At 64.8% G+C, this 18,373-nt stretch carries 19 protein-coding genes; 5 read left to right on the plus strand and 14 right to left on the minus strand.

The genetic code is table 11. From position 1 onward, the window contains the following. Positions 1-82: 82 nt before the first annotated feature. Positions 83-802: a YoaK family protein gene (locus B9Y86_RS00850; RefSeq protein WP_244894572.1), complete on the plus strand. Its 720-nt coding sequence runs from the start codon at positions 83-85 to the stop codon at positions 800-802. Here the strand turns inward: B9Y86_RS00850 and B9Y86_RS00855 are convergent, their stop codons facing one another. The 5 genes from B9Y86_RS00855 to B9Y86_RS00875 form a co-directional block, all read right to left on the minus strand. After that, positions 803-2,422 carry a DUF4407 domain-containing protein gene (locus tag B9Y86_RS00855; RefSeq protein ID WP_139824674.1) on the minus strand — a complete coding sequence of 540 codons (1,620 nt, stop codon included), beginning with the start codon at positions 2,420-2,422 and terminating at the stop codon, positions 803-805. It lies immediately after the preceding gene. 174 nt (positions 2,423-2,596) lie between these two features. Next, entirely contained in the window at positions 2,597-3,502 is a 906-nt protein-coding gene (gene mutM / locus B9Y86_RS00860) for a bifunctional DNA-formamidopyrimidine glycosylase/DNA-(apurinic or apyrimidinic site) lyase (RefSeq protein WP_085482050.1), read from the minus strand. A gap of 1 nt (position 3,503) precedes the next feature. Next, positions 3,504-4,235, minus strand: a complete 732-nt coding sequence (gene rnc / locus B9Y86_RS00865; protein WP_085482052.1) for a ribonuclease III — start codon at positions 4,233-4,235, stop codon at positions 3,504-3,506. 50 nt (positions 4,236-4,285) lie between these two features. Further along, positions 4,286-4,489, minus strand: coding sequence for a 50S ribosomal protein L32 (gene rpmF / locus B9Y86_RS00870; protein WP_044442139.1), 204 nt, complete (start codon positions 4,487-4,489; stop codon positions 4,286-4,288). Between the two features lie 27 nt (positions 4,490-4,516). Beyond that, on the minus strand, positions 4,517-5,080 hold the full coding sequence (locus B9Y86_RS00875; RefSeq protein ID WP_244894573.1) for a YceD family protein: 564 nt from the start codon (positions 5,078-5,080) through the stop codon (positions 4,517-4,519). Positions 5,081-5,183: 103 nt separating this feature from the next. Between B9Y86_RS00875 and B9Y86_RS00880 the strand changes: the two genes are divergently transcribed. From B9Y86_RS00880 to B9Y86_RS00890, 3 genes are read left to right on the plus strand one after another with little or no spacing between them, the layout of a single operon-like run. Further along, the gene (locus tag B9Y86_RS00880) at positions 5,184-5,564 is read left to right on the plus strand and encodes a GntR family transcriptional regulator (RefSeq protein WP_176223213.1); all 381 of its coding nucleotides are present in this window, start codon (positions 5,184-5,186) and stop codon (positions 5,562-5,564) included. Then, positions 5,561-6,451, plus strand: a complete 891-nt coding sequence (locus B9Y86_RS00885) for an ABC transporter ATP-binding protein (protein WP_085482056.1) — start codon at positions 5,561-5,563, stop codon at positions 6,449-6,451. The genes B9Y86_RS00880 and B9Y86_RS00885 overlap by 4 nt, the downstream gene beginning before the upstream one ends. Continuing rightward, complete coding sequence (locus B9Y86_RS00890) at positions 6,448-7,239, plus strand: hypothetical protein (RefSeq protein WP_085482058.1); 792 nt, start codon at positions 6,448-6,450, stop codon at positions 7,237-7,239. Before B9Y86_RS00885 ends, B9Y86_RS00890 begins: the two co-directional genes overlap by 4 nt. 9 nt (positions 7,240-7,248) lie before the next feature. Here the strand turns inward: B9Y86_RS00890 and B9Y86_RS00895 are convergent, their stop codons facing one another. The 9 genes from B9Y86_RS00895 to B9Y86_RS00935 all read right to left on the minus strand — a co-directional run bounded on the left by B9Y86_RS00895 (position 7,249) and on the right by B9Y86_RS00935 (position 16,860). Next, the gene (locus tag B9Y86_RS00895) at positions 7,249-8,184 is read right to left on the minus strand and encodes a LysR family transcriptional regulator (protein WP_085482060.1); all 936 of its coding nucleotides are present in this window, start codon (positions 8,182-8,184) and stop codon (positions 7,249-7,251) included. A gap of 153 nt (positions 8,185-8,337) precedes the next feature. After that, positions 8,338-9,666 carry an aspartate aminotransferase family protein gene (locus B9Y86_RS00900; protein ID WP_139824675.1) on the minus strand — a complete coding sequence of 443 codons (1,329 nt, stop codon included), beginning with the start codon at positions 9,664-9,666 and terminating at the stop codon, positions 8,338-8,340. A 145-nt stretch (positions 9,667-9,811) separates the two neighbouring features. Next, positions 9,812-10,960: an ABC transporter substrate-binding protein gene (locus B9Y86_RS00905; RefSeq protein WP_085482062.1), complete on the minus strand. Its 1,149-nt coding sequence runs from the start codon at positions 10,958-10,960 to the stop codon at positions 9,812-9,814. Between the two features lie 58 nt (positions 10,961-11,018). Then, positions 11,019-11,798: an ABC transporter permease gene (locus B9Y86_RS00910; protein ID WP_085482064.1), complete on the minus strand. Its 780-nt coding sequence runs from the start codon at positions 11,796-11,798 to the stop codon at positions 11,019-11,021. Next, entirely contained in the window at positions 11,795-12,652 is an 858-nt protein-coding gene (locus B9Y86_RS00915) for an ABC transporter ATP-binding protein (RefSeq protein ID WP_085482066.1), read from the minus strand. The genes B9Y86_RS00910 and B9Y86_RS00915 overlap by 4 nt, the downstream gene beginning before the upstream one ends. After that, entirely contained in the window at positions 12,649-13,533 is an 885-nt protein-coding gene (locus tag B9Y86_RS00920; RefSeq protein ID WP_085482068.1) for an ABC transporter permease, read from the minus strand. Before B9Y86_RS00920 ends, B9Y86_RS00915 begins: the two co-directional genes overlap by 4 nt. Further along, positions 13,530-14,546, minus strand: coding sequence for a TIGR03842 family LLM class F420-dependent oxidoreductase (locus B9Y86_RS00925; RefSeq protein ID WP_085482070.1), 1,017 nt, complete (start codon positions 14,544-14,546; stop codon positions 13,530-13,532). The genes B9Y86_RS00920 and B9Y86_RS00925 overlap by 4 nt, the downstream gene beginning before the upstream one ends. A 27-nt stretch (positions 14,547-14,573) precedes the next feature. Continuing rightward, positions 14,574-15,995 (minus strand): dihydropyrimidinase, encoded by a 1,422-nt coding sequence (gene hydA, locus B9Y86_RS00930; RefSeq protein ID WP_085482072.1) that lies wholly within the window; start codon positions 15,993-15,995, stop codon positions 14,574-14,576. 16 nt (positions 15,996-16,011) lie between these two features. After that, entirely contained in the window at positions 16,012-16,860 is an 849-nt protein-coding gene (locus B9Y86_RS00935; RefSeq protein ID WP_085482074.1) for a nitrilase-related carbon-nitrogen hydrolase, read from the minus strand. A gap of 138 nt (positions 16,861-16,998) precedes the next feature. On the opposite strand from B9Y86_RS00935, the gene B9Y86_RS00940 reads away from it, so the two are divergent. After that, positions 16,999-18,336 carry an aminotransferase class I/II-fold pyridoxal phosphate-dependent enzyme gene (locus B9Y86_RS00940; protein WP_085482076.1) on the plus strand — a complete coding sequence of 446 codons (1,338 nt, stop codon included), beginning with the start codon at positions 16,999-17,001 and terminating at the stop codon, positions 18,334-18,336. The last annotated feature ends 37 nt before the right edge of the window (positions 18,337-18,373 follow it).

Below are 18,373 nucleotides of genomic sequence, written 5' to 3' on the forward strand. Positions count from 1 at the left end.
GATGGGAGGGTCGCTTCGAGAGTATCGTGCGCCAGTCGTCAAGCCCCGCCACGCCCAGAGACATCGAAAGATCAGGTGCCCCGTGCTCCGAAGACTCCGCAGCAAGCCCGCCAATCTTCACCTGGGCCTGATGCTCGCCCTGACGTTCTCGACCGGCATCGCCGACGCCGTGGGCTACCTCGGTCTCGACAGGGTGTTCACGGCGAACATGACCGGCAACGTCGTGATCCTCGGCATGGCGATCGCCGGCGCCGACGGCCTGCCCATCATCGGCCCCCTCGTCGCGTTGTTCTCGTTCATGCTGGGGGCAGCGATCGGCGGACGAGTACTGCGGCCGGTCAAGGTCGGCTGGACGACGCACAGCACCGTGCTGTTCAGCATCGTGGGAACGGTCATGGTCGGCCTGACCATCGCCCTCTTCGTTTTCGACGGACCTCCCCCACCTCCCTACGAGTACATCTTCACCGGATGCTTCGCCCTGGTCATGGGCGTGCAGGCTGCGACGGCGCGGCACATCGCGGTGAAAGACGTGACGACGGTGGTCGTGACCTCGACCATCACGGGTCTCGCCGCCGACTCGCGTCTTGCCGGCGGCTCGGGTCAGCCCTGGTTCCGGCGCGCCGGCGCCATCCTGCTCATCGGCGGCGGCGCCGCCGTCGGAGCTCTCCTGCTCACCATCCACATCGGCTGGGGCGTGGCTCTGGCCGCCTTCATCACTCTTCTCGTTGCGCTGACAGGCCACCTCACAGGCCGGCCCCACCACGCTCCCGTGGAACCGTCGGAGGTCGAAGCCTCCGCCTGATCAGCGTCGGCGCTGAGTCGACTGCTCGCGATCCCATTCGTCGAAGAAGTCCTGGCTCTTGCTGCGCACCCGGTCGTCGAGTCCGATGTTGCGCTCCTTGCCTGTGGCGAGAGCCAGCTCCTCCTCGTGCTCAGCCAGCAGCCGGAGCGTGGCCAGCCTGCCCGTGGTGATCTGAGCATCCAGAAGCGCCTGGTCGCGCTCGAGCGCGAACTGCTGGCGCACCCGAGCGATCTCGGTGCGGTCGTGTTCGCGCGCGGTCTCGTCGTGCACCGATTCTTTCTTTCCGAGGTTGCGCAGCAGCTTGATGATCACCGGAAGCAGCTCGATCGCGAAGAACAGCAGGAAGACCATCACGTGCGCGAGCCCTGCCGACGGACTCTCGGCGCTCAGCCGGTCGAGAGCGGTAAGACGATTGCTGATGCCGTCGCTCGACGACACGGCGGCGTCGTTCTGAGCCTGGAAGTCCGCCTTGCGCTGCTCGATCGTCGCCAGCTCTGCCTGCGACTTGGCAAGCGCGGCCTCGGCCGTGGTCTTCGAATCCTTCAGCTGCGATGTCAAGGCCGGCTGCGCAGTCGCGAGTGCCGCGGCGGTTGCTTTCTGTGCCTGGTCGTAGACGGTCTGAGCCGCGTCGACGGCTTCTTTCGCCACCGCGGTGACGGCGCCCGCACCGAACTGGCCGGTTCCCCCGGTGCCGTTGGCCTCTGACTGCCACGCGGCGGTCTTGGCGTTGAGGTCGGCGAGAGCCGCGTCTTCAGCTTTTTTCGCAGCGGCGTATGTGGGATCGGTCATCGGATCGACCGCATCACTCTTGTCGATGATCGCCTGGTTGCTTGCGATCGCCGCTCGCACGCTGTCTTCGGTCGCGAGGATCGGGTCGCTGGCGAGCTGCTTCGCGAAAGCCGTGCGGGACTCGGCCTCCATCACCAGAATCTGCGCGCTGATCTCCGGCGCGAAGATCTGTAGCGTGACCGGCGTCGAGATGACCGTGCCGAGGATCGCGGCGAGCAGCACGCGAGGAACGACGGCGAAAGTGGTCTTCCAGGCGCCCTTGGTGTTCGAGAGCTGGATGGTGAGGGCCCGGTCGATGGCGAAGATTCCCGCACCCCAGAAGATGCCCACGGGAATGAACCAGAACCAGTCGGCGTGGAACACCATGCCCAGGGCGAAAGCCATCGACAGAGCTGCGACGGTGGCGGTGAACATCAGGATCAGGGCCATGGCCGAATAGGCCTGCCTGTCTCCGGGGGCACCGTCGATGGCGTCGGCGCGTGCGCCGCCGAGAACGGCGAGTCCGATGCGACGCAGGCGTCTGTGGCGGGCGTTGGGGCGCTCGGCCGCTTCGGCTGACTCAGCCGTCGGTGCGCCCGGCGTTCCTGCGGCTGCGGCACCGGATGCCTCCGGCTGGGCGTCGATGTCTCGCTCGAACCAGGGCTGCTCCTGCTGCTCGACCGACAGTTGCTCGGTCGGCGCCGTGGTCATTGGGGAAGTGTCATTCGACAGGTCGACGCCGAGCAGCGCCTCGATCGGCACCGTCTCTGCCTCGGGGCGCTTGCGCGGCTTCGGGGTCTCGCTGAACCACGGCTCCAACTGGGGCCCGGTGGATTCGTCGTTTACGCTCACGCCGAGTCCTTCCTGTTCGAATGATCAGCGGCAAGTATGCACGCACCGACCCTGAGCATCCGGTGAGCATGCCCTCAATCAGCCCTGCGGAGGAGCCAAAGGTGGTGAAAATGCGACGTGCGAATGATCTCTTGAGGCGTTCAGCAATTCCGCAGTTCAGAGCAGGTCAGCACCTCATCGAAGACGCTGGCAGTGGGCGCAGAAGTGCGAACCGCGGTTCATGAAACTCTCACGCACGATGGGGCGGCCACAGCGCGGGCACGGCTGACCCTGGCGACCGTATGCGTTGAGACTGTGCGAGAAGTATCCGGAGGCGCCGTTGACGTTCACGTACTGCGCGTCGAAGCTCGTGCCGCCCTCGGCCAGCGCCTTCTCTAGCACGAACCGCATTTCGGCGAGCAGCAGTTTCGCCTTGGCGCGCGACAGTGACGACGCGGGCTGCGCATAGTGGATGCGCGCCGCCCACAGCGACTCGTCGGCGTAGATGTTGCCGATGCCGCTGATGAGGTTCTGGTCGAGCATCGCCCTCTTGATGCCGGTGTTCTTGCGCGCGAGCGCGGCGAAGAATGCCGCATCACTAAAGGCAGGGTCGAGCGGATCGCGGGCGATGTGCGACACCTGGCCCGGGATGGAGGCCAGCTCGCTCCCACGGCCCGCCGCGCGGCCGTCCGACGTGGGAAGGAGCGCATCCACCGCCATCGAGCCGAAGATTCGCTGGTCGACGAAGTTCACCCAAAACTCGCCGTGATCGGGATGCTCGATGTGCAGACGAATGCGCAGCAGGCCGTCTTCTTCGACGCCCGGGGTGCGCAGGAGCACTTGTCCGCTCATTCCGAGGTGAGTCACGAGAGCCCGTCCTCCAACGTCCGTCGCGTCGTCGAGCGGGAACCAGAGGAACTTGCCTCGGCGCACGGCCGAGCGCATCCGGTGCCCCTCGAGCAGGTCGACGAACGCGCCCGCCGCGGGGCTATGACGTTTGAGCGAGCGCTGATCGAAGACCTCGACGGCAGTGATGAGCGCGCCGGAGACGGCCCGCTCGAGGCCCGCCCGCACGACCTCGACTTCGGGGAGTTCGGGCACTCTACGCCGATGCCGCTTCGGTCGGTAGAGCCTTCAGTGTGGCCACAGCATCTCGAGCGGCGGATGCCTCGGCCTGCTTCTTCGACGGACCCTCGCCCGTGGCCTGCACAACGACGACGCCTGCCGCGTTCGAGACGCGCACGGTGGCCACGAACACCTTCTGGTGATCCGGCCCCGATTCGCTCAACTCGTATACAGGAGCGGCAAGACCTTTCTGCCCAGCGGCCTCCTGAAGGGACGTCTTGGGATCCATGGAGATACGGAAGTGACCCGGAGCAGTCGCGAGGGGGGCTACGAGACGCAGCACCAAGGCGGTCGCCGCATCCGGACCAGCGCCCAGATAGCTGGCTCCGATGACCGCCTCCATCGTGTCGGCGAGAATCGACGGCTTGTCACGCCCACCCGTGAGCTCTTCACCCCGGCCCAATCGAACGAAGCGCCCCAGCTCGATGCCACGAGCGATCTCGGCGAGAGCGACCGTCGACACGAGGCTGGCGCGACGCTTGGCCAGTTCGCCCTCTTCGAGGTCGGGGAAGCGGCGGTAGAGCATGACAGTGACAGCCTGGCCGAGAATCGAGTCGCCGAGGAACTCGAGGCGCTCATTCGTGGGGATGCCGCCGTGCTCGTACGAGTAGGAGCGGTGAGTCAGGGCGAGCTCGAGCAGATCGTCGGGAAGATCGATCTGCAGAGTCGCCAAAAGGAGCGACCCGTCGGTTTCGTGTTCAGAAACCATCGAGGCGCTCCTTGGTGACGCATCTGTTGTCGTTGCCGACAGCAGGAGTCTTAGATGTCTGCGACCTTGCGGCCCTTGTACTCCATGAACAGGGGGGTGCCTGCGGAGTCTTCGACGATCTTGGCGCGGTGCGGCAGGCTGTAGACAGTCTTGCCGTTCTCGATCGTCTTGACGAGGGTGGGGGCCGTAGCCTTCCACTGAGCGCGACGCATGCGGGTGGAAGCCCGCGACATCTTTCTCTTCGGAACAGCCATGATCTTCTCTTTTCTCTATCGTTCAGGTCACTCGGGTCGCGCGGCGGCGTCGGTGTCTGCTTGGTCAGTCTGTGTGGAAGCTTCGAAGCCGGCGAGCGCAGCCCAGCGCGGATCGGTGATCTGCTGGGGTTCGTCATGCGGCTGATCGGCCAGCTTCTCACCCGTCTCCGGGTCTAGTCCTGGGCAATCCGGCCGACAGACCGGTTGGAACGGCAGTGAAAGTACCACCGCATCCCTGATCATCGGTTCGAGGTCGACGTGATCGTCGAGAACCGAGTAATCAAAAGCTTCGTCAAGAGAATACGCGAAAACGTCTTGGAATTCGACTTCTACTGGCAGATGGATGTCGGTGAGGCAGCGCCCGCAGACCCCGTCGGCCGTTGAAGAGACATGAACCGAGGCCAGAATGCCGTCGTGCAGGCCCTCCAGACGCAGGTCTACGTCGAGGATCGAGTCGGCCTGAACGGCCACAAGGCCTTCTCCGAGCTTCTCGGGAACAACGATCTCGAGCTCGTGCTCGCGCATCTCGCCGGGACGGTGGATGAGATCGTGCACCCCCACCGTGTAGGGCGTCTTCTTGAATTTGTTCACAACATTCGAGTCTACCGCCGATCGCCGCGAGGCGTCCCCCGAGGGTGCGCGAGAAAAAGTGTTGACAGAACCCGCGCCGCCTGGTTGGTTAGTTACATGAGTAATGAACCAACGAAGGGGAAGCGTCGTGGATGACTCTCGACCGATCTTCGTGCAGATCGCCGAGCTGATCGAGAACGAGATCATCGCCGGCGCACTGCCCGAAGAGACGCAGGTTCCGTCGACGAACGAGTTCGCCGCATTCCATCGCATCAACCCGGCAACAGCAGGCAAAGGAGTCAACGTGCTCGTCGACGACGGCATCCTCTACAAGAAGCGCGGCATCGGCATGTTCGTGGCATCCGGCGCGCGCGAACGACTGGTGGCCAAGCGCCGAGACCAGTTCCAGAACGAATTCATCGCACCGCTGATAGTCGAGGCCGAGAAGCTCGGCATCAGAGAAACGCAGTTGATCGACATGATCAGAAAGGAAGGCACAGCATGAGTGCAGTAGTAGAGGTATCGCACCTCACCCGCCGCTTCGGCGACACAACCGCCGTCGACGATGTGAGCTTCAGCGTTCAGAAGAACACCATTCACGGGCTGCTCGGTCGCAACGGGGCCGGCAAGACCACGCTCATGCAGCTGCTGACCGGCCAGGACTTCGCGACGCAGGGCGACATCCGCATCTTCGGAGAGCACCCGGTCGAGAACTCGGGCGTGCTGAAGAACGTCTGCTTCATCAAAGAGAGCCAGCGCTACCCCGACGACTTCAAGCCGCGGCACGTCTTCACCAGCGCGCCCTGGTTCTTTCCCAACTGGGACGCCGAGTTCGCCGACCGCCTGATCAAAGACTTTCGGCTGCCGCTGAATCGACGCATCAAGAAGCTGTCCCGCGGCCAACTGTCAGCCATCGGCGTCATCGTCGGGCTCGCATCCCGAGCCCCGCTGACGTTCTTCGACGAGCCGTATCTGGGTCTGGATGCCGTGGCGCGGCAGATCTTCTACGACCGGCTTCTCGAGGACTTCGGCGAGCATCCGCGCACCATCATTCTCTCGACGCATCTCATCGACGAGGTCAGCAATCTGCTCGAGCACGTTCTCGTGATCGACGAGGGCAAGTTGCTCATCGATGAAGACGCGGAGACCCTGCGCGGATCGGCCACGACCGTGGTCGGCACGAGGCAGGCCGTCGACGCCTTCGTGGCCGACCGCGAGGTACTGCACCGCGACGGAATCGGCGGTCTCGCCTCGGTGACAGTCGGCCGTCTCACCCCACAGGATCGCGCACGCGCCACCGAGACAGGACTCGAACTGTCGCCCGTGTCACTGCAGCAACTCGTCGTGCGCCTAACCGGAAGCAGCCAGACCGTATTGGAGCAGAGCGCATGAGCACCCTCACTCAACCCACCCTCGACGAAGCGCGGATCGGCCGACCCGGCGGCGCCTCGAACATCCTCGCCGTCGTTCGGCTGCACCTCGTGAACCGCTACAGCGTCTTCGCCGTGCCGTGGCTGATCATGGCGGGCATCTTCGTCGTGAACGTCGCGATCTGGTGGATCATCTTCGCGTCGGTCTCGAGCGAGGCCGACAGGGCAGATGCGCGCGACGGCATCTCGTACTCAGGGGCGCTGTTCTACATCTTCGTGTACATGCTGGTGCTGGGGATCCAGGCCGTGGCCTTCACCTTCCCGTTCGCGCTGGGCTTCAGTGTGACGAGACGCGATTTCTGGCTGGGCAGCGCGCTCACCTTCATCGCACTCTCGGCGGTCTACAGCGCGTGCCTCACGATCCTGGCGACCATCGAGGTGGCGACCGGCGGCTGGGGGCTCGGCGGCACGATGTTCGCCAGCTACTACTTCGGCGGAGCGGATGCGTCGTGGATCGAGCGCTTCGGGCTCTACTTCGCGACGTATCTGTTCTTCTACTTCGTCGGCGCGGCTATCGCGACCATCTACCAGCGCTGGCGTAACAACGGCATGCTCGTGCTCTTCGGAACCCTCGGCCTCGTGCTGATCGCCGGCATCGCGCTGGTGTCGTTCACGAATAGCTGGCCTTCGGTGGGTGCCTGGCTCGACTCGAACGGTCCGTCGGGCGTGATCGCCTGGAGCCTCGTGCCCACGGTCATCGCCGCCATCACGGGCTACTTCATTCTGCGCAGGGCGACGCCGAAGAACTGATATGACCGCCTAGGCGGCCGGCGGGTTGCGGTGCTTGTTCGCCTCGACCACGGCGGCCGCTTCGGCGCGCAGCGCATCCACCACGGTGCGCACGGCCAAGCGTTCTGCACGGTCGGGGCGCATCAGAATGGCGATGTGCCGCTCGGCGACGACACCCTGCAGGTTCTTGAGCACGATGCGGCCGGGATACGCGCCGGCCGCCGTGTAACACGGCAGCACGGCGACGCCGAGGCCCGCAGCCACCAACGCCTCTGTCACGCGGGTATCGCCGAAGCGTTGGAAGAAGTTCACCGGAACGCCCGCGGCCTCGAAGATGTCGTTGAGTGTGCGTTCGAAGGGGTAGCCCCAGGGCACCCCGATCCACTGCTCGCCGATGAGATCGGAAGGCACCAGGAACTCCTTGTCGGCGAGGCGATGCCCGGGAGGAAGCGCGATGTCGAGCGGCTCTGTCATCAACGGAATGGCGAGCAGATTCTTGTCGTTCCAGAAGGCGGCCGGCTTCGGCGAGTGCGCCAGCACGATGTCGAAGTCGCTCGTGAGCGCAGGGAAGCCCTCAGACTCCGGGTCTCTATCGGAGCAGTGAACCGTGAGCCCGCCGGTCTCGGCCACGCGCTTGAGCATTCCCGGCAGCAGCATCTGCCCCGCGGTCGGGAAGGTCGCAAGCGACACCGTGCCCGTGGGGTCGTTGCGGAACTCGTCCCACACGGCCTCGGCCTTCTCGAGCGCGATAGCCACGTCGGTCGCACTGCGCGCCAAGGCCCTGCCCGCGTCGGTCAGGGCGATGCCACGGCCCACCTTCTCGGTCAGCGGCAGCCCCGCCTCCGACTCGAGCTTGCGCAGCTGCTGCGAGATGCCCGACGCGGTGCGATGGGTGGCTTTCGCCACCTCGGTGATGCTCCCCCGCTCTGCGAGTTCGCGCAACAGATTGAGTCGTCCGACGTCCATAGTGCACAGTCTAGGAAAGGTCGACCTCGCACACGCTGATCGAGTAGGCCGCCTGCTGTCGTATCGAGATCACGGTCGGCAGTGATCTCGATACGCGCTGCTCCTTCGTCGCGAGCGCTACTCGATCAGCGAAGGACCGGTGCAGAAGCAGATCTAGAGGCTCGAGAACGCCTGATCGTAGAGATCGAGCGCCCGGGCCACCTCGTCGTCGGTCACCACACAGGGCGGCACCACGTGCAGCCTGTTGTCGGCGAAGAAGGGCAGCAGGCCGAGCGAGAGCAGGGTCTTCTTCAGCGCCCCGATCACCGAGGGCGACACGGGCTCGCGTGTCTCAGAATCGGCCACGAGGTCGAGCGCCCAGAAGACGCCGAGGCCGCGCACCTCGCCGATGATCGATGGATGCTTGGCCTGCAGCGCACGCAGGCCCGGCCCGATGACATCAGCTCCCACACGCTTCGCGTTGGCAACGATGCCTTCGCTCTCCATCGCATCGAGCGCACCCACGATCGACGCCATGGCGAGCGGATGCCCGGAGTAGGTGAGCCCTCCCGGAAACACCGTTTCATCGAACGCGGCTGCGATGGCTGGCGAGATGATCACACCGCCGACCGGCACATAGCCCGAGTTGACTCCCTTGGCGAAGGTGATGAGGTCGGGAACGGTGATCTCTCCCGAGGAGTCGGGCAGCGACTGAAACGCGAACCAGTCGCCTGTGCGGCCGAAGCCCGCCATGACCTCGTCGAAGATCAGCACGATGCCGAACTCGTCCGCGAGCGCCCGCACTCCCGCGAGATATCCGGGCGGAGGAACGAGCACACCCGCCGTGCCCGGGATCGTCTCGATGAGGATGGCCGCGATCGACGCCGCACCCTCGCTCTGGATGACGCGGCGCAGGTGATGCAGAGCCCGCTCGCTCTCCTGCTGAGGGCTGTCGCTCCAGAACTCCGAGCGATACGAGAAGGGGCCGAAGAAGTGCACGTGTCCACGCGCATACTCGTTCGGCACGCGGCGCCAATCCCCCGTCGCAACGACGGCGGCACCGGTGTTGCCGTGATACGAGCGATACATCGACAGCACCTTGTCGCGACCCGTGTAGAGCCGGGCCATGCGGATCGCGTTCTCGTTCGCATCCGCCCCGCCGTTTGTGAAGAAGACCTTGCTGAAACCCTCCCCCGCACGATCGAGGATGCGCCGGGCCGCCTCGCCTCGGGCGAGGTTTGCGTGGGCGGGCGCGACGGTGGTGAGCACGTCGGCCTGCGCCTTGATCGCGTCGCGCACCGCCGAATGCTGGTGGCCGATGTTCACGTTGACGAGCTGGCTCGAGAAGTCGAGATATTCGTTGCCGTCGTGATCCCAGACGCGCGTGCCGGAGCCGCCGGCGATGACCATGGGGTCGAGGGCGGCCTGCGCCGACCACGAGTGGAAGACGTAGGCCCGGTCGAGGTCGTACGCGCGCTTGCCGACGTCAGAGGTGGGAATCACGGTGGTGCCTGTTCTTTCTGTGGAGGTTGCGCTGATCGAGTAGCGAGGAACGAGCGTATCGAGATCGTATTGATCTCGATACGCCCGGCTCCTTCGTCGCGCGGGCTACTCGATCAGCGAAGCAGTCCGTGGTGTCGGATGGCTGTTACTCGCCGCCGGCTTTCAGGGTGACGTCGATGGGCGTGAAGTCGGCGCCTTCGGTGTCGACTCCCTCGTCTTTCAGTTCGGCCAGGGCCTTCTCGACGTACTCATTCGTGTGAGCGGATGCCGGCGGCTCGGCCGAGATCACGGTTGCGCCGGTCTCGTTCTTGGTTCCCATGGCGATGTCGACGGTCTGCTTCCAGGCATCCTCGTCGATCATGCCGATGCCGCCGGAGGTCGACGGCCAGATCAGCTTGTTGACCTCGTTGGTCATCCACAGCTGGTGGCTCTCACCGAGAGTAGAGCCCGCGGCGGTCACGATAGCTGCTGCCTTCTCCGGGTTGTCCTTCGCGTAGATCCAGCCCTTGATCGAGGCCTTGATGAACTTGACGGTCTGGTCGGCGTAGGCGTCGTCATCGGCGAGCTTGGCCGAGTCGGCCCAGATCGCGTCCTGAAGCATGGCCGTGCCCTCCTTGTTCCAGTCGATCACGTTGAGGTCGTCTGGGGTGAAGAGCTTGCCCGTGGCCGGGTTGGTCGACTCGAGCACCTGCGCGTACTCGTTGTAGGTCATGGCCTGGGCCGCATCGATGTCGCCCGCGAGGAAGCCGTTCATGTCAAACGCCTGCTGCACGAGGTCGATCTTCGACGCGTCCACTCCGGCCTTCTGCATGCCGGCGAAGAGCTCCCACTCGTTGCCGTAGCCCCAGCTGCCCACCTTCTTGCCCTCGAGATCGGCGGCGGTCGTGATGTTCTTGTCTTTCATCGAGATCTGCGTGGTCGCGCTGCGTTCGAAGATCTGTGCCACGTCGGTGATCTCGGCGCCCTGCTCGATCGACCCCAGCACCTTGGGCACCCACGAGATCGCGTAGTCCGCATCTCCGCCCGACAGCACGTCCTGCGGAACGATGTCGGCGCCGCCTTCGAGGATCGTCACGTCGAGACCCTCGTCTTTGTAGTACCCCTGGTCGAGCGCCGCGTAGTAGCCCGCGAACTGCGCCTGGGCGAACCACTGCAGCTGGAGTGTCACCGGGGTGAGCTCTCCGCTTGCGGAATCCGCGGAGTCGTCTGAGCCGCTCGAACTGCAGCCCGCGAGTGCGAGCGCCGAGACTGCCGCGATGGCGCCGGTGACAATGAGGCGTTTGCTGTGTTTCATTGTTCCTCCTGTGATGGTGCGCTGGGTGGTGCAGGGCCGCCGGGAAGAGGCGGACGTTCTAGGGGGCCGAGGCAGAGGCGCGGTGCGGGGAGACGAGTCTCTCGAGGCCGAGCGTCACGACGTAGAACACGAGGCCGAGAAGGATGGCGCCGAGCACATAGGCGTAGGCGAGCGAGTAGTTGCTCGATGCCGCGGCAGAGGTGATCGACTTGCCGAGTCCGCCGATCGGGCCTCCGAAGTACTCTCCGATGAGAGCAGAGATCACCGCCAGGCTCGATGCGATGCGCAGCCCGATGAACAGGAACGGAACGGCACCGGGCAGGGTGACCGCACGCGTCGTCTGCCAGGCAGAGGCGCCGTAGGCCCTCATCAGATCGCGGTGCACGGGTCTGGCCTGACGCAACCCGCGCAGCGTGTTGAGGTAGACCGGAATGAAGACGGCGAGCGCGGCGACGAGTTGCCTCGCGGTCTCTTTGTCGGCGCCGAACATCGTGTAGAAAACGGGGGCGAGGGCGACGATGGGGATCACCGATGCGGCTGCCACGAGTGGTGCACTCAACTCGTCGGTGATCGGCAGCACGGTGGCGATGATGGCCGCGATGATGCCCACGATCGCGCCGATCAGAAGACCGATGAGCGCGTTCGCCCCCGTCACGAGGCTCGCCGCCCACACGCTCGAGACGCTCGATGAGAACTCCGTTGCGATCGAGACCGGAGAGGGCAGAACGAACGGCTTGATCTCGAGTACCACCACGGCCAGCTGCCAGAGCGCGACCGCGAGCACACCGAGAAGGATCGGTGCGAGGATCGTGCGCGGCAGCGACGCGGTCTGCTTCATCGTTGGTCGACCCCTCGTGCAGCGGGGGCACCGGCGGGTTCGCCGTGCAGGCTTTCGCGCACGGCCACAACCGCCTCGAAGAAGCTGTCGGCTTCGCGCAACCCTTCGCCACGGCCCTCTGCCCGACCGAGGTCGACGGCGATGACATCTCGGATACGTCCGGGGCGGGGCGACATCACGACGACCCTGTTCGACAGGAAGACGGCTTCGGGAATCGAATGTGTGACGAAGACCACGGCGGCCCCGGTCTCGGCACAGATGCGCACGAGTTCGGTCTGCATCCGCTCACGCGTCATCTCGTCGAGAGCGCCGAACGGCTCGTCCATAAGAAGCAGGCCGGGGCTTTCGGCGAGGGAACGGGCAATCGCGACGCGCTGCTGCATGCCGCCGGAGAGCTGGTCGGGATATTTGTCGGCGAAGTCGGAGAGCCCGACGAGTGCGAGCAGCTCCGACGAGCGCGCCGCGCGATCTGCCTTGCCGACCTTGTGCAGTTCGAGCGGCAACTCGATGTTCGAGCGCACCGTTCGCCAGGGCAGCAGCCCCGCCTGTTGAAACGCGATGCCATAGGCCTGGTCGATGCGGGCCTGCCTGGCCGTCTTACCGAACACCTCGATCGATCCGCTCGTCGGCGAGTCGAGGTCGGCGATGAGTCGCAGCAGTGTCGACTTACCGCATCCCGATGGGCCGATGAGTGAGACGAACTCGCCGGGCGCGATCGTGAGGTCGACGGCTTCGAGAGCCGTCACATCCGCGCCTTTGCGTGAGGCGAACACCTTGCCGACGCCGGTCGCCGAGACGGCCGCGGGGCGGGTGGATGCGATGGGTTGGCCCGGTGCAGACGGTGCGGTGCTCATGCGGGGGTCTCTCCTCGACGGTAGCGGGTGAGGGCGAGGCCGATCAGGGCGACGACGCCCGCGGCCAGGAGGCCGACGACGACGGCCCCGAAGATAGGGGCCCACGGTTTGGCCGGATCTCCTCCGGCCGCGGCGGCGTACTCCACGATCATGCGCCCGATGCCGCCGCGCAGTCCGATCGAGACTTCTGCCACGACGGTGCCGATCACGGCGTTGGCGGCCGCGAGGCGCAGCGCGGGAAGCAGGTAGGGCACACTCGCCGGTAGACGGAGTCTGACAAGGGTCGCCCACCATCCGACCGAGTAGGTGCGCATCAGCTCGACGTGGTTCACGTCGGGAGACTCGAGCCCACGCAGGGCACCGATCGAGACGGGGAAGAACGCGAGATACGAGGCGATCAGAGCCACCGACATCCAGTTCTCCCAGCTGAACGATCCGATCTCGATCTGCGATCCCCATCGCTTGACAAGAGGAGCTATGGCGATGAGCGGAACCGTCTGACTCAGAACGATCCAGGGAAGGAGGGCCGACTCGGCTGTGCGGAACCGCTGCATCACGATGGCGAGCAGCATGCCCACCACTACTCCGACGAGCCATCCCACCGCGGCGACGCCGAGGCTGAAGAACGATGCCTGCAGAACGGCCTGCCACATCATCTCGTCGTCGCCGGACGAGCGAACGGGCCGAAACAACCGAGCGACCATGTCCCAGACGTGGGGCATCGCGAGATCGCTCGTGCGCGGAAGAACCGTGAGGTCGCCGAGCACCACCCCGGTGGCCGGGCCAAGCGCTTTGTAGAGTTCCCAGACAGCCGCCAGCACGACGACCCCGAGTGCTCCGAGGAGCACGCGGCGGCCGAGCGGGGAGCCGGTTCGGGTCATGCTTTGGCCGTGATGTGTTCTTTGAGTGCGGGGATGACCGTCTCGCCGTATACGCGGAGGGTCTCCTCTTTGTTGTCGTGCTGAAGGTAGCCCGCGAACTGGGTCACGCCAATGTCTTTCAACTTCTTCAACTTTTCGATGTGGTCGTCGGCCGGGCCCAGCAGGCAGAAGCGGTCGACGATCTCATCGGGCACGAAGGCTGTGTGGCTGTTGCCGGCGCGGCCGTGCTCGTTGTAGTCGTAGCCCTCGCGGTCTTTGATGTAGTCGGTGAGGGCCGCAGGAACCGACGAGTCGGAACCATACTTCGACACGATGTCGGCCACGTGGTTGCCCACCATGCCGCCGAACCATCGACACTGGTCGCGCATGTGCTGCCAGTCGTCGCCGATGTACATCGGGGCAGCGACACAGAACGCGATCTCGTCGGGATCGCGGCCGACGTTCTCAGCCGCCGCGCGAACGGTCTTGATCATCCACTCGGCGATGTCGAGGTCGGCCAGCTGCAAGATGAAGCCATCGCCGACCTCGCCCGTGAGTTTCAAGGCAAGCGGACCGTATGCGGCGACCCAGACATCCAGTTCGCTGCCGACGCTCCACGGGAATCGCAGCTCGGCGCCGTTGTACTCGACGGGCCGCGAGTTGGCGAGTTCCCGGATGACGTGAATCGACTCGCGCAACGACTTGAGCGTGGTCGGCGCACCGTTGGTGACGCGCACAGCCGAGTCGCCCCGGCCGATGCCCATGATGGTGCGGTTGCCGTACATCTCGTTGAGCGTGGCGTACAGCGAGGCCGTGACCGTCCAGTCGCGCGTCGCCGGGTTCGTGACCATGGGGCCGACCTTGACCCGGTGGGTCTCGTTCAAGATCTGGCTGTAGATCACGTAGGGCTCTTGCCAGAGCAGGTGCGAGTCGAATGTCCACACGTATTCGAAGCCATGCTGCTCGGCCAGCTTCGCGAGATGCACCGTGCGGGAGGCGGGCGGGTTGGTCTGAAGTACTGCGCCGAATTCCATGACGTCCTTCTTGTTGGCGGAACGGGCTTAGATGAGGTACTGCGAGAGGCCGCGCTTGATGAACCTGCCGTCGCCTTTGGCTCCGAGGTACTGGTTATCGTCGACCACGACCTTTCCTCTCGAGAGAACGGTGTCGACGTGGCCGTCGATCTCGTAGCCCTCGTAGGCGGAGTAGTCGAGGTTCATGTGGTGCGTCTTCTCATAGCCGATCGACGTGTGGCCGTTCGGGTCGTAGACCAGAATGTCGGCGTCGGCACCGGGCTGGATGACGCCCTTTTTGCCGTACATGCCGAACATCCGAGCAGGAGTGGTGGATGTGATCTCGACCCAACGCTCCAGCGAGATGTGACCGTTGACGACGCCCTGATAGAGCAGATCCATGCGGTGCTCGACCGAGCCGATCCCATTGGGGATCTTGGTGAAGTTGCCTACGCCCAACTCCTTCTGGCCCTTCATGCAGAAGGGGCAGTGGTCAGTCGAGACCATCTGGATGTCGTTGGTGCGAAGCGCCTGCCAGAGCTGGTCTTGATGGTGCTCGTGCTTCGACCGCAGCGGCGTGGAGCAGACCCACTTCGCCCCTTCGAAGCCTTCCGCGCCCAGGTTGTCTTCGAGCGAGAGATAGAGGTACTGCGGGCAGGTCTCTCCGTAGACGTTCTGGCCGTTGTCGCGCGCCGTGGCGATCTGGCCGACTGCCTGCTTCGCCGATACGTGCACGACGTAGAGCGGCGCACCCGTGAGATTCGCCAGCATGATCGCGCGGTGCGTGGCCTCCTCTTCCATCTGCCAGGGACGCGATACGCCGTGGTAGTAGGGCTCTGTGTAGCCGTCTTTCACCAGCTGCTGCGCGAACACGTCGATGGCCGATCCGTTCTCGGCGTGCATCATCGTCATGAGTCCGGTGGCCGCCGACTTCTGCATGGCCTGCAGGATCTGACCGTCGTTGCTGAGAAAGACGCCGGGGTAGGCCATGAAGAGTTTGAAGCTCGAGACGCCCTCGTCGAGGAGGCCGTCCATTGCGCGCAACGACTCCTCGTTGACGTCTCCGATGATCTGGTGGAATCCGTAGTCGATGGCGCAGTTGCCCGCCGCCTTCTCGTGCCACGCCGCCAGGCCATCCTGCACTTTCTCGCCGTAGGACTGGATGGCGAAGTCGACGATCGTCGTGGTGCCGCCCCAGGCCGCGGCCCGGGTTCCGGTCTCGAACGTGTCGGATGCCTCGGTGCCGCCGAAGGGCATCTGCATGTGGGTGTGCGCGTCGATGCCGCCCGGAATAACGTACTTGCCCGTGGCGTCGATGACGGTGTCGACCGCCGAGGTGAGCTCGGTGCCGAGAAGCACGGAGCCGGGCTCGAGAACCGCGGCGATCGTCTCGCCGTCGATGAGCACGTCGGCTCGGGCGCGGCCGGTCGAGGAGACGACCGTTCCGCCGGTGATCAGCGTCGTTGCCATGTCTGTCGCCTCCCGATTACGGCGCGACCGTGGCCACGTAGGAGTCGGGGCGACGATCGCGATAGAACTGCCACGAGTTGCGCACCTCGCGCAGAACATCGAGGTCGAGGTCGCGCACAACGATCTCCTCTGTGTCGGTCGAGGCGACATCGCCGACGTAGTTGCCGCGCGGGTCGACGAAATACGAGCTGCCGTAGAAGGTGACCGCGTCGTCACCGAACTCCTCGGTCTCGGTGCCGATGCGGTTGTTCGCACCGATGAAGTACTGGTTCGCTGCCGCAGCGGCCGGCTGCTCGAGCTCCCACAAGCGGTTCGAGAGGCCGGGCTTCGTGGCGGACGGGTTGAAGACGATCTGCGCGCCGTTCAGACCGAGCTCGCGCCAGCCCTCGGGGAAGTGGCGGTCGTAGCAGATGTAGACGCCGACCTTGCCGACCGCGGTGTCGAAGACCGGGTAGCCCAGGTTGCCGGGGCGGAAGTAGAACTTCTCCCAGAACTGCTGCAGGTTAGGGATGTGGTGCTTGCGGTACTTGCCGAGCACGGTGCCGTCGGCGTCGACGACGACCGCGGTGTTGTAGAGAACGCCGGGCTGCTCCTCTTCATAGATCGGCAGCACGATGACCATGGAGAGTTCTTTCGCCAGTGCCTGGAACCGCTGCACAGTGGGGCCGTCGGCCGCTTCGGCGTAGTCGTAATACTTCGCATCTTGGATGATTCCGAAATAGGGGCCATAGAACAGCTCCTGAAAACAGATGATCTGCACGCCCTGAGCCGCCGCGTCTCGCGCGAATTGCTCATGTTTGGCGATCATCGACTCCTTGTCACCGGTCCATGTCGCCTGAGTGAGTGCTGCGCGTACTACCGTCATTGCATCGTCCTCTCGCTGAGCATCTCCGCTCGAACCCCGTTTTGTTATTGTCGGGGTTGAACATTTCTCTTAGATTTCAGATTGTGACGTCGGCGTAAATAAGTCAAGAGTCGACCGCACCACGAAAGGACGGCTGGAGTGCTCGACATCATCACCAGCGCCGTCGAGACGAAGACGCCCGAGGGAATCGCCTCAGCCATCTCCCGTCTGATCCGTGGAGGCGCCCTGCGATCGGGAGAACGGCTGCCCACGGTGCGCGATGTGGCGGCAGCGCTCGGCGTGAGCCCGGCAACGGTGAGCAACGCGTGGCAGGCCCTCTCGAAAGTGGGCCTCATCACCTCGCGGGGCCGGGCCGGCAGTTACGTGCTCGAGGCCTCGACGGCCTGGATGCCGCCGCATTTCGGCGAGCTCGCGGGCTCCCATGTCGTAGCCAGGCTCGATCTGTCGACGGGAACGCCCGATCCGCTGCTACTTCCCGATCTCGGGCTTGCGCTGGGCCACGTTCCCACTCGGGCAGACACGGCGAGTTACCTCGACACGCGTGTGCTGCCCGACCTCGAGAAGCAGCTGCGCGCATCCTGGCCCTTCGTGCCGGCCAGTCTCACGATTCTCGACGGTGCGCTGGATGCGATCAGCCGGTCGCTCGAGGCGATCGTGCGTTACGGAGACAGGGTCGTCGTAGAGAGCCCCGGATTCCCGCCTTTCTTCGATCTGCTCGAACAGCTCGGGGTCGAGGCGATTCCCGTGGCTATCGACTCCGAGGGAATGAAACCCGAGCTGCTCGCTGCCGCGCTCGATCTCAATCCCGCAGCCATCATCATTCAGCCCAGAGCGCAGAACCCGACAGGAGTGTCGCTCACTGAGCAACGGATGCGAGAACTCGCGCGCGTCATCCGGGCCAAGTCACACGTCTCCGACCCCGTGATCATCGAGGACGACCATTCAGGCGAGATCGCCACGGGGCCGGCGTTCAGCCTCGGTCAGTGGTTTCCACGCCGCACGTTGCATGTGCGGAGCTTCGCGAAGTCGCACGGCCCCGATCTGCGCATCGGAGCCCTGGGAGGACCTACCTCCATCATCGACCGAGTGGTCTCGAGACGCATGGTCGGCCCCGGCTGGACCTCGCGCATGCTGCAGACGATTCTCTACCAATTGCTCACTGCGTCGCCGAGTGTCACCCAGATCTCCGAAGCCAGGCGGGTGTACCACGCACGGCAGCGCGCCCTCTCCGAGGCCCTCGTTCGTGCGGGTGCCGAGCATTCCCCCTCAGACGGCATCAACACGTGGCTCCGCGTGCGCGACGAGAAGGCGGCGATCCTGTCACTCGCCGCATCGGGAATCAAGGTGGCCGCCGGAAGCTCGTTCTACGCGGTGCCGGTCGAGAGTGAGCAGTTCGTTCGCATCACTGCGGGTCGCATCCGCGACGACTTCGACCAGATCGGCGCACTCCTGGCCGCCGCTGCGCGCGCCTCGTGAGCGGCGTCGAACGCACCTGCATCAGCAGCGATAAACT

The organism is Agreia pratensis, assembly GCF_900177685.1.
Taxonomy (GTDB): domain Bacteria; phylum Actinomycetota; class Actinomycetes; order Actinomycetales; family Microbacteriaceae; genus Agreia; species Agreia pratensis.